5 protein-coding genes and 4 pseudogenes are annotated in these 11,807 nt (G+C 71.2%); 7 read left to right on the forward strand and 2 right to left on the reverse strand.

The features are described 5' to 3' along the window. Nucleotides 1–484 precede the first annotated feature (484 nt). Together ABD794_RS05325 and ABD794_RS05330 are read left to right on the forward strand one after the other, a co-directional pair. Nucleotides 485–1,168 (forward strand): annotated as a pseudogene (locus ABD794_RS05325) (response regulator transcription factor). Nucleotides 1,169–1,199: 31 nt separating this feature from the next. Next, a pseudogene (locus tag ABD794_RS05330) lies at nt 1,200–2,442 on the forward strand (ATP-binding protein). A 47-nt stretch (nt 2,443–2,489) separates the two neighbouring features. Here ABD794_RS05330 and ABD794_RS05335 read toward each other — a convergent pair. Further along, nucleotides 2,490–3,027, reverse strand: a pseudogene (locus tag ABD794_RS05335) (GtrA family protein). Between the two features lie 214 nt (nt 3,028–3,241). On the opposite strand from ABD794_RS05335, the pseudogene ABD794_RS05340 reads away from it, so the two are divergent. The 4 genes and pseudogenes from ABD794_RS05340 (at nt 3,242) to ABD794_RS05355 (ending at nt 7,771) form a co-directional block, all read left to right on the forward strand. Beyond that, nucleotides 3,242–4,362: pseudogene (locus tag ABD794_RS05340) on the forward strand (5-(carboxyamino)imidazole ribonucleotide synthase). Further along, nucleotides 4,359–4,886 carry a 5-(carboxyamino)imidazole ribonucleotide mutase gene (purE, locus tag ABD794_RS05345; protein ID WP_344961133.1) on the forward strand — a complete coding sequence of 176 codons (528 nt, stop codon included), beginning with the start codon at nt 4,359–4,361 and terminating at the stop codon, nt 4,884–4,886. Before ABD794_RS05340 ends, purE begins: the two are co-directional and overlap by 4 nt. Nucleotides 4,887–4,888: 2 nt before the next feature. Beyond that, nucleotides 4,889–6,076, forward strand: coding sequence for a dipeptidase (locus tag ABD794_RS05350; protein WP_344961134.1), 1,188 nt, complete (start codon nt 4,889–4,891; stop codon nt 6,074–6,076). A 69-nt stretch (nt 6,077–6,145) separates the two neighbouring features. Further along, complete coding sequence (locus ABD794_RS05355) at nt 6,146–7,771, forward strand: hypothetical protein (protein ID WP_344961136.1); 1,626 nt, start codon at nt 6,146–6,148, stop codon at nt 7,769–7,771. Between the two features lie 5 nt (nt 7,772–7,776). On the opposite strand, the gene ABD794_RS05360 is transcribed toward ABD794_RS05355, so the two are convergent. After that, nucleotides 7,777–8,949 carry an acyl-CoA dehydrogenase family protein gene (locus tag ABD794_RS05360; RefSeq protein WP_344961137.1) on the reverse strand — a complete coding sequence of 391 codons (1,173 nt, stop codon included), beginning with the start codon at nt 8,947–8,949 and terminating at the stop codon, nt 7,777–7,779. Nucleotides 8,950–9,129: 180 nt separating this feature from the next. On the opposite strand from ABD794_RS05360, the gene ABD794_RS05365 reads away from it, so the two are divergent. Further along, the gene (locus tag ABD794_RS05365) at nt 9,130–10,143 is read left to right on the forward strand and encodes a hypothetical protein (protein WP_425585928.1); all 1,014 of its coding nucleotides are present in this window, start codon (nt 9,130–9,132) and stop codon (nt 10,141–10,143) included. The last annotated feature ends 1,664 nt before the right edge of the window (nt 10,144–11,807 follow it).

The following is an 11,807-nucleotide window of genomic DNA, read 5'->3' on the forward strand; positions in this document are numbered from 1 at the left end:
CATGTGGTCGATCCTTGGGTTCCGAGGACGCGCGTGGAGCTGCTGCGCGCCCGTATGGGGGTTGGCCGGCACCGGTTACGGCACCGCTCGCCCCCACGCCCTTGGGGTTCGCCTCTCCTCTGGGGAGAGCCGGCAGAGCGGCCGTACTCCGGGATCCACGCCCCCGCGCTCCTTCGCGCGACGGACCCGGCCGTCAGGTCATTCACTGAGGAACGGGACCGGCGGCAGCCGATCGGGTTCCGGGCCCGTGCACAACGGGGACCTCCGGCGTTACCGTCGTGCCGAAGGTCCCCCATTGGTGCCAAGACTTCCGGTAACCATACGTCACACCCCGCCCCGGTTTGGAGGGGGTTGAGACGTGGATCACAGTGATATACGGAACCATTCGCGCCGGTTCAGGAGTGGTAGAAGGTTCGGCAATCCGTTGCCGCCCGTGCTCCGGAGTGCGCTCTGACGTGCGCCCGAGCGGACTACCATCACCTCCATGACCCGAGTACTGCTCGCCGAGGATGACGCGTCCATCTCGGAGCCGCTCGCGCGCGCCCTGCGCCGCGAGGGGTACGAGGTGGAGGTGCGTGAGGACGGTCCGGCCGCGCTTGCCGCCGGGATCAAGGGGGACGTCGATCTGCTCGTCCTCGATCTCGGGTTGCCCGGCATGGACGGTCTGGAGGTCTGCCGCAGGCTGCGCACCGAAGGTCAGGGTTTCCCCGTCCTCGTCCTCACCGCCCGCGCCGACGAGGTGGACACCGTCGTCGGCCTGGACGCCGGCGCCGACGACTACGTCACCAAGCCCTTCCGCCTGGCCGAGCTGCTCGCCCCGCGTCCGGGCCCTGCTCCGGCGCGGTGCCGCCGAGTCCCCCCAGCAGGCCACCGCCACCCATGGCGTCCGGATCGACGTCGAGTCCCACCGCGCCTGGATGGGCGAGGAGGAACTCCAGCTGACGGCCAAGGAGTTCGACCTGCTCCGGGTGCTCGTCCGGGGACGCCGGCCGGGTCGTCACCCGCGACCAGCTGATGCGCGAGGTCTGGGACACCACCTGGTGGTCCTCCACCAAGACCCTCGACATGCACATCTCCTGGCTGCGCAAGAAGCTCGGCGACGACGCGGCCAACCCGCGCTACATCGCCACCGTCCGGGGGCGTCGGCTTCCGGTTCGAGAAGAACTGACCGCTCAGAGAACCGGGACCGAAGCACCGCCGTGCGCCGTCGACTGATCAACTCCACGCTGGCCGTCGTCCTCGTCGTGATCGCCGTCTTCGGCATCTCGCTCGTCATCGTCGAGACCCGCACGATCGAGAACAGCGCGCGCGAAAGCGTGCAGTCCGAGGCCGTGCGGCTGGTGAGCATCGTCGAGGGCCGGCTGGCCGGGGGCGAGCGGGTGGAGTCGGGGGTGCTGCGCGCCCAGGTCACCGAGGACCGGTACGCCCGGGTCGAGATCCCCGGCCGGACGCCCATCGAGATCGGCAGCCGCCCCGAGGGCGGTCTGATCTCCTCGACCGAGTCCGGCGAGCACGGCGAGACCGTGCGGGTCGAGGAGTCCCGGGCGACGGTCAGCAAGGAGGTCGGACGGACGCTGCTGGTGATCCTCACCGTGGCGCTGCTGGCCGTGATCGCCGCGGTCTTCCTGGCCGTCCGGCAGGCCAACCGGCTCACCGCCCCGCTCACGACCTCGCCGAGACGGCCGAGCGGCTGGGCTCCGGCGACCCCCGCCCCCCGGCACCGCCGCTACGGCGTCCCCGAGCTCGACCGCGTCGCGGACGTCCTGGACGCCAGCGCCGAACGCATCGCCCGGATGCTCACCGCCGAGCGCCGGCTGGCCGCCGACGCCTCGCACCAGCTGCGCACCCCGCTGACCGCGCTGTCCATGCGGCTGGAGGAGATCACGCTCACCGACGACCCGGACACGGTCAAGGAGGAGGCGACGATCGCCCTCACCCAGGTCGAGCGGCTCACCGACGTCGTCCAGCGGCTGCTGACCAACTCCCGCGACCCGAAGAGCGGTTCGGCCGTCACCTTCGACCTCGACGAGGTCATCCAGCAGCAGCTCGACGAGTGGCGGCCCGCGATCCGGGCCGGCGGCCGGGCCCTGGTGCGCTCCGGCAAGCAGGGCCTGCGGGCCGTGGGCACGCCCGGCGCGGTCTCCCAGGTGCTCGCGACGCTGATCGAGAACTCCCTGACGCACGGGGGACGGCGCGGTCGCGCTGCGCACCCGGATCACCGGGAACCAGGCCGTCGTCGAGGTCTCCGACGAGGGGCCGGGGGTCCCCACCGACCTGGGCGCGCGGGTCTTCGAGCGGACGGTCAGCGGGCGGAACTCCACCGGGCTCGGGCTCGCCGTGGCCCGGGACCTGGCCGAGGCGGACGGGGGCCGACTGGAGCTGCTCCAGCAGAGCCCGCCGGTCTTCGCCCTGTTCCTCAGCATGGAGGCGGAGCAGGGCTGAGGCCCGGTGCCGGCCGGCGGGAGCGGTCGTCCGGCGGGAGCGGTCGTCTAGCGGGAGTGGGAGGGGGTCTGTGCCCGCTGTCGCGGGACGTTCGCCGGGATGTCGGCCAGGAACGATTCGGCAGTCCGCGCCGGCGCCGCGCTCTGCGCCGACCGCGTCCGGAACACCCACGTCCGGTAGGACCAGAAGCGGAAACACCGTCCCGATCCCCAGCCCGACCACGTTCTTCGCGACGTTGTCCGCGAGCGACGAGGTCAGGCCGAACCCGTAGTGCGACAGCGCCAGGATGCCGTTCTCGATGACCAGGCCCGCGCCGCTGAAGAGCAGGAACAGCGTCATCTCCCGGCTGCGCCGGCTTCTGTCGCAGTCCCGGTACGTCCAGTAGCGGTTGCCCACGTAGTTGGTGGCGATCGCGACGGCCGTGGCGATCACGCCGGAGCGGACCACCGCGAGGTCCAGGCCGTGCCGGCAGATGTTGAAGACGATGAGGTTGACCACGAATCCCATGGCGCCGACCGCGCCGAACTTGGCGATTTCGCGGGCCAGCCGCTCCAGCCGGGAACGCACTGTGCGCCGATGACTCATAGGTTCGTCAGGCTCCGTAGGGTCCGTGTGGATGGGCGGTCAGGGCGTGGGGCACAAGCCTCCATGCTAGCGAGCGCGCTCCGGAGCGGTCCGGGGTGTGGATGAACGCCGGGCGAACCCGCGGGGGGCCCGCGCTTGGAGGATCGCCCAAGGGCCGGACGGGGCCGGTCGTGCGTACGGATACCCTGGGGGCGTGACGTTCCCGGTAGTCGGCATGGTCGGCGGCGGCCAGCTCGCGCGCATGACCCCACGAGGCGGGCATCCCCCTCGGCATCCAGTTCAAGCTGCTCAGCGACACTCCGCAGGACTCCGCTGCGCAGGTCGTCAGTGAGGTGGTCATCGGTGACTACCGCGACCTCGGCACCCTTCGTGCTTTCGCACAAGGCTGCGATGTCATCACCTTCGACCACGAGCACGTTCCGACCGAACACCTCAGGGCCCTGGAGGCCGACGGGATCCCCGTCCGCCCGGGGCCCGACGCTTTGGTGCACGCCCAGGACAAGGGCGTGATGCGCGCGAAGCTCGACGCGATCGGCGTCCCGTGCCCGCGCCACCGCATCGTGGACGACCCGGCCGACGTGCGCCGGTTCGCGGACGAGGGCGACGGCTTTCCCGTCGTCCTCAAGACCGTCCGCGGGCGGCTACGACGGCAAGGGCGTCTGGGTCGTGCGCGACGAGCGCGAGGCGGCGGAGCCCTTCCGGGCCGGGGTGCCCGTCCTCGCCGAGGAGAAGGTGGACTTCGCCCGCGAGCTCGCCGCCAACGTCGTCCGCTCCCCGCACGGCCAGGCCGTCGCCTACCCCGTCGTCGAGTCGATCCAGGTGGACGGCGTCTGCGACACGGTCGTCGCCCCCGCGCCGGACCTCTCCGGCGAACTCGCCGCGCACGCGCAGGAGCTCGCCCTGCGGATCGCCAAGGAGCTGGGGGTCGTCGGCCACCTCGCCGTCGAGCTCTTCGAGACCCGCGACGGGCGGGTGCTCGTCAACGAGCTCGCGATGCGCCCGCACAACTCCGGGCACTGGACCCAGGACGGCGCGATCACCTCGCAGTTCGCCAACCACGTCCGGGCCGTGCTCGACCTCCCGCTCGGCGACCCCCGCCCGCGCGCCAAGTGGACCGTGATGGCCAACGTGTTGGGCGGCGACTATCCGGACATGTACTCCGCGTACCTCCATTGCATGGCGCGCGACCCCGGGTTGAAGATCCATATGTACGGCAAGGACGTCAAGCCCGGCCGCAAGGTCGGACACGTCAACACCTACGGCGACGACCTGGCGGAGGTGCGCGAGCGCGCCGCCCACGCCGCCGGATACCTGCGAGGAACGATCACCGAATGAGCAGTTCCCCTGTCGTCGGCATCGTGATGGGCTCCGACTCCGACTGGCCCGTGATGGAGGCCGCCGCCCAGGCGCTGGCCGAGTTCGACGTCCCCTACGAGGTGGACGTCGTCTCCGCGCACCGCATGCCCCGCGAGATGGTCGCCTACGGGGAGGGCGCGGCGGACCGCGGCCTCAAGGCGATCATCGCGGGGGCGGGCGGCGCCGCCCATCTGCCCGGCATGCTGGCCTCCGTCACCACCCTGCCGGTGATCGGCGTGCCGGTGCCGCTGAAGTACCTGGACGGCATGGACTCCCTGCTCTCCATCGTGCAGATGCCCGCCGGGGTGCCGGTCGCCACCGTCTCGGTCGGCGGCGCCCGCAACGCCGGACTGCTCGCCGTCCGGATGCTCGCCGCCCACGACGGCGGACTGCGCACCCGTATGCAGCACTTCCAGGACGAGCTCAACGAGGAGGCGACGGAGAAGGGGCGGCGGCTGCGCGCCAAGGTCGAGGGCACCACCGGCTTCGGATTCGGGAAGTGACCATGGACGAACTCGCCCGCGCCCGCGAACTGCTCGCCGCGCACCCCGTCGTCGACGGGCACAACGACCTGCCCTGGGCGCTGCGCCAGCAGGTCGCCTACGACCTGGACCGGCGCGACATCGCCACCGACCAGAGCGGTTCCGGCCTCCACACCGACCTGCCGCGGCTGCGCGCCGGCGGCGTGGGCGGCCAGTTCTGGTCCGTCTACGTGCGCAGCGACATGACCGGCGACGACGCGGTCAGCGCCACGCTGGAACAGATCGACATCGTCCGGCAGTTGACCGAGCGCTACGCGGATGACCTGCGGCTCGCGCTGACCGCGGACGACATGGAGGCGGCGCGGGCGGAGGGCCGCATCGCGTCCCTGATGGGCGCCGAGGGCGGCCACAGCATCAACTGTTCGCTGGCCACGCTGCGTTCCCTGTACGCGCTCGGCGTGCGCTACATGACCCTCACCCACAACGACAACATTCCGTGGGCGGACTCGGCGACGGACGAGCGCCGGGCCGGCGGCCTGACCCGCTTCGGCGAGGAGGTCGTCCGCGAGATGAACCGCGTCGGCATGCTCGTCGACCTCTCGCACGTCTCCGCCGACACGATGCGGGACGCGGTGCGGGTGAGCGAGGCGCCGGTGATCTTCTCGCACTCGTCGGCGCGGGCGGTCTGCGACCATCCGCGGAACGTGCCGGACGACGTGCTGGCCTCGCTGGCCGCGAACGGGGGCGTGGCCATGGCCACGTTCGTCCCCAAGTTCATCCTGCCGGAGGCGGTGGAGTGGACCGCGGCGGCGGACGAGAACATGCGCGCCCACGGCTTCCACCACCTCGACACCACCGCCGAGGCGATGGCCGTCCACCGCGCCTTTGAGGCGTCCCGCCCCCGCCCGGTCGCGACGGCGGCGACGGTCGCGGACCACCTGGACCACATGCGGGAGGCGGCGGGCGTCGACCACATCGGCATCGGCGGCGACTTCGACGGGACGGCGTTCACGCCGGCGGACCTGGCGGACGTGGCCGGCTACCCGAACCTGATCGCGGAGCTGCTGCGCCGCGGCTGGTCGGAGGCCGACCTCGCGAAGCTGACGTGGAAGAACGCCGTGCGGGTGCTGCGCGACGCGGAGGCGGTCGCGCGGGACGTCCGGTCCCGCCGGGGCCCGTCGGTGGCGACGATCGGGCAGCTGGACGGCTGAGCGCCGCCCTTTCGGGCACTGAGCCGGTATGGGACATACTGGTACGAACGTGGGGGCGCATCCTGCTCGGTGTCGCACACGATGCTGTTCGCCGCCCGTCCCGGCACCACCCGGTGCGGGAACGCCAGCGACGAAAGCATCACCGTGACAGCCACCTCGCCCCACTCCGCCATACCCGGCGCGTCCGCCGGCCGTGCCCGTTGGACGCGCGCGGCCGGGTGGGCGACGCCGGTCCTGGGGCTGGGCCTCGGAGTGTGGGGGAACACGGACCCCTCCGCATGGACCGACGAAATCGTCACCATCGACGTGGCACGGCGGTCCTGGCCGCAGCTGATGGAGCTGCTGGGGCGGGTCGACGCCGTGCACGGCCTGCACTACGTGCTGATGTACCTGGTCGGGCAGGCGGCCGGAGGCCTCAACGAGTTCCTGACACGGGTGCCCTCCGCGATGGCGGTGGCCGTCGCGGTGGCCGGCCTGGTGTGGCTGGGGCGGCTGCTCGGTGGCCCACGCCTCGGGCTGTACGCGGGGCTGCTGCTCGCCGTTCTGCCGACCGCGTCGCGGTACGCGCAGGAGGCCCGCTCGTTCGCCTTCGTCATGGCGGTGGCCGTGCTGGCCACGGGCGCCCTGGTGAAGGCCCTGTCCGGCAAGGCCCGGTGGGTGGCCGGCTACGCCGTACTCATCGCCCTGCTGGGCTGGTTCAACGTACTGGGACTGCTTCTGCTGGCCGCCCACGCGGTCACCGTGGCCCTCCGGCGCCCCGGCCGCCGCGTCGTCCTACGCCTCCTGCTGGCCCAGGCCGCGGGCGTCGCCGCCGTCGTCCCGCTGCTGATCCTCGGCTCCGCCCAGAGCTCCGCCGTGGGCGACGCCGCACCGGTCACCGCCGGAACGCCGCTCAGCTACTTCACCTGGCTCCTCACCCCCGGCCAGGACACCCTCCCCACCGCGCTGAAGCTCCTGCTCACCCTCACCGCCCTCACCGCCCTCACCTTCCTCGTGCTGCGCAGGCACCAGGCCCCGCCCCTGGCCCTCGCCGTCGGCGCGCCCTGGCTGGTCGTCCCCCCGCTGCTCCTCCTGGCCGTCTCCCTCGGCCATCCCCTCTTCGCCTACCGCTACCTGCTGTTCTGCCTGCCGGCCCTGGCCCTGCTGCTCGCGACGGCCGCCACCGTCGTCCCCCCGCGCCGACAGGTGCTGTTCGTGCTCCTGACGGCCGTGCCCGTCGCCGCGTCCCACCTCGCCATCCGCCAGGAGGACAGCCGCCCGTGGGACACCCGCGAAGTGCTCAGAACCCTGCGCATCCACGACGCCCCCGGCGACGCCGTCCTCTTCAGCGGCGCCCGGTGCGGTCTGATCGCCACCGCCTTCAAGGAGGCGTTCACGGGCCGCCCCGACCTGGGCAGGGCCGACACGGCCGCCGGGCTCGGCGCCCTGGACAACCTGCCCGCCGACCCGGCTCTTCTGCAGCAGCGCCTGGCCCACACGTCCCGCGTCTGGCGCATCACCTGCACCCACGTCTCCGCCGGCGCCCGCCAGGACGTCGCCCGCACCACCGCGTCCCAGGAACGGGCCCTCGCCCGCGCCGGCTTCTCCCCGGCCTACCACCACAGCGCGCGCGGCGTGGACATCACCCTTGAGGAACGCCCCACCGCCGAGGTCCGGAACGGCCGCGCGGCAAGCGACCGTTCCGGACCTCCGTGAGGGAACTACGGCAGGTTGCGCGCCATGACGATGCGCTGCACCTGGTTCGTGCCCTCGTAGATTTGCGTGATCTTCGCGTCGCGCATCATCCGCTCCAGCGGGTAGTCGCGCGTGTAGCCGTAGCCGCCGAGCAGTTGGACGGCGTCGGTGGTGATCTCCATGGCGGCGTCCGAGGCGTAGCACTTGGCCGCGGCGCCGAAGAAGGTGAGGGCTTCCTTCTCACCTCCGGCGGCTTGGCGCTCGGACTTCGCGGCCGCCGCATAGGTCAGCTGCCGGGCCGCCTCCAGCTTCATCGCCATGTCGGCGATCATGAACTGGATGCCCTGGAACTCGCCGATCGCCCGGCCGAACTGCTTGCGCTCCTTGATGTACCCCTTGGCGTAGTCGAGGGCGCCCTGCGCGATGCCGATGGCCTGGGCCGCGATGGTGACGCGGGTGTGGTCCAGGGTCTTCATCGCGGTGGCGAAGCCCGTGCCCTCCGCGCCGATCATGCGGTCGGCGGGGATGCGGACGTTGTCGAGGTAGACCTCGCGGGTCGGGGAGCCCTTGATGCCGAGCTTCTTCTCCGGGGCGCCGAAGGAGACGCCCTCGTCGGACTTCTCGACGACGAAGGCGGAGATGCCCTTCGAGCGCTTCTCCGGGTCGGTCACGGCCATCACCGTGTAGTACTCGCTGACGCCGGCGTTGGTGATCCAGCGCTTGACGCCGTTGAGCACGTAGAAGTCGCCGTCGCGCACGGCGCGGGTCTTCATGCCGGCCGCGTCCGAGCCCGCGTCGGGCTCGCTCAGGCAGTACGAGAACATCGCGTCGCCCTTGGCCAGCGGGGCCAGGTAGCGCTTCTTGAGCTCGTCCGAGCCGGACAGGGCGACCGGCAGCGAGCCCAGCTTGTTGACGGCCGGGATCAGGGAGGACGAGGCGCAGACGCGGGCGACCTCCTCGATCACGATGACCGTGGCCAGCGCGTCGGCACCGGCGCCGCCGAACTCCTCCGGGACGTGCACGGCGTGCAGATCGGCGGCGACCAGCGCGTCGAGGGCCTCCTGCGGGAAGCGGCCCTCCTCGTCCACCTCGGTGGCGAACGGCGCGATCTTCGCCTCGGCCAGCGAGCGCACGACCTTGCGGAGCTCGTCGTGCTCCTCGGACACCTTGTACAGGTCGAAGTCCTTGTTTCCCGCCACGGCGAAACTCCCCAAGAGCGCATGTTAATTACCGATTAGTAACCGCGATTGTAGGGGCGCCGCTCCAGGCCGGGATACGTGAGCTTGCCGACAGCACCCGATCACCCGGAATCTCCCCAACCGGGGCCCCGACTATGCTCGGCCACGCAATCGGCACCTCCGTACGTCTCTGGAGCACGCATGGCCCCCAAGATCACCGTGATCGGCACCGGCTATCTCGGCGCGACCCATGCCGCGGCCATGGCCGAACTCGGTTTCGAGGTGCTGGGCCTCGACGTGGTCCCCGAGAAGATCGAGATGCTCTCGCGCGCCGAGGTCCCGATGTACGAGCCGGGGCTGGAGGAGCTGCTGGGCAAGCATGTCGCGGGGCTGGCGGGCTCCAGCGGGCGGCTGCGTTTCACCACCTCCTGGGAGGAGGTCGCGGAGTTCGGCGACGTCCACTTCGTCTGTGTCAACACCCCGCAGAAGCACGGCGAGTACGCGTGCGACATGTCGTACGTCGACGCCGCCGTCGCCTCGCTCGCGCCGTTGCTGCACCGCCCCGCGCTGGTCGTCGGCAAGTCCACCGTGCCGGTGGGCTCCGCGGCCCGGCTGGCGCGCATGATCGCCGAACTCGCCCCGGCCGGCGCGGAGGTGGAGCTCGCCTGGAACCGGAGTTCCTGCGCGAGGCTTCGCCGTCGAGGACACCTGCACCCCGACCGGATCGTAGTCGGCGTCCCGGGCGCAGCGCGCGCGGAGAAGTGCTGCGTCGAGGTGTATCCGCGACGGCCGGGTCGGCGAGGGCTCTGCCGTTTCGTCGTCACCGACTACCCGACCGCCGAGACTGGTCAAGACCGCCGCGAACTCCTTCTCGCCACGAGATCTCCTTCATCAACGCCATGCCGTAGGTCTGCGAGGCGGCGGACGGCGACGTGGCCATGCTGGCGGAGGCCATCGGCACGACGAGCGGATCGGGAAGAAGTCCTGCGTCCGGGATCGGCTTCGGCGGCGGCTGCCTGTGCGAAGGGACATCCGCGCCTTCATGGCGCGGGCGGGCGAGCTCGGCGCCGACCAGGCCTGGACCTTCCTCCGCGAGGTCCGACTCCATCAACATGCGCCGCCGCGGCCAATGGTGGAGCTGGCGCGGGAGACCGTGGGCGGCAGCTTCTCGGCAGCGTGGCCGGTGCTGGGGCGACGTTACAACGCCGGAGCTAGACCGGACGACGTCCGGGACTCGCCCGCCTGCACTGTCGACGGGCGGATCCACCTCCAGGGCGGGCAGGTCACGTACTACGACCCCAAGCGGGATCGGAGAACGCGCGCGGCGCGTCTTCCCGACGCTGGCGTACGCGGATCAGCGCGCCTGGACGGCGTGCCGTGGCGAGCGCGTGGTCGTCGCCTGCACTGACCGAGTTGGGCGGAGTGTCCACGGTCCTGGACCCCCGCGCAGCCCGGGATGTCCGTCGGGGCGAGCCGCACCTGCTGGACGGGGCCGCAATCGCGCTGGACGACGTGCCGTGTGGCGCGCGCGCCGGTATCGACGTAACGGCGGGCGATGGTGCCGCCCGCGGCGTAGCCCCGGGCCACCGTAGTGGCGACGACCCGTGCCGGGCCCAGGCTGAGGCATGTCGGCAGTACGCAGCGGTTACGCCCGAGCACTGCTGGGCCGATCTCAGTGGCGCCGGGACCAGCGCGCCGCGCTCGACTTCTAACAACCGGGACCTCTTCGGCTGGCAGGGCGAGCCCGGGCCGCGGAGACCGGCGGGTACTCGGCGCCTTTGTGCCACACGACCTGAAACGGCCAGGGCGGTGGCCACGGCACGTCGGCCACACCACACACTCCCACGGCGGACCGGGACGGCAGGCACACGCCGCCGCCCACGGTGTGGGACACCTACCTCGGCGGTCGCCGAGTTGCCGAGGCGTCGGCCCGGTGCGCAGGTCCGCCGCGCACGGTGCGACAAGGTTCGTCATGCCGCAGGAGGTGCTGACCTCTCTGGGCGGGATGGCGATCGTCTCCGACCCCTTCGAGGACTCGTCTCGAGCCTCTGGGGGACGCGCGCGAACTTTCCTCACCCTCCGGGGCTGCGAGGTGGTCAACTTTCTGAGCCCCGGCGCCCCTGACCGTCGGATGCAACGAGCTATCCGCGACCAAGGACGTCGACGGGCTCCCTGACCTTCGTACCAGGCGGCGCTGGCGCATCGAGGTCCGAGCCGTCCCCGAGGTGCCACCGGCTACCACGTCATCAGGTGGCGGACGGCCCGTGGGCGGGATGCAGGGGCTACGAGCGGCTCCCGCAGGGGACCACCGCCGCACTGGCTGACGTACTTCGCCGTGACGGCCGCAGAAACCAGGTGGGACGCGGCTTCGTCCGGCCGGGGGGTCGGTCCACGTTATACTACAACTTTGTTATTCACTCTACAAATAAGGTCAAGAGCACTACGTCTACCTTACTTACTCAAGTCCAACTACAACTTTTAACCATCCTCGCCCACGTTCCACGATCCACCAACCGTCCCCCACCCCCCCCCCCACCGCCGCCCAACCCCCCACCCTTCCCCCCACCACCCGGCCCCCCTGCCCCGCCACCACCCCACAATGCCACGCGCGTACACTGCTGACCTCCCCACAGCGTCCACCAAACCTCGCGCGCCAGCTTACCCCCATCCCTTTCCCTGACCCCTCTCTCACAACGCCTCCCGCCGCCTCACGTTTAAGCTGTTGCCTCCGCCACCCTCCGCGCTCCTGGCGCCCCTACCCCCCCTCTCACCCTCTGCGTCGTTCCCCCCCCACGTGCCAGAACCCTCGCTCCTCCTGTCCTGCCATGACGTACTCCCCGTAATAAATCATTAATTATTAATACAAATCTACCGAACAA

This window comes from Streptomyces thioluteus (assembly GCF_039535865.1).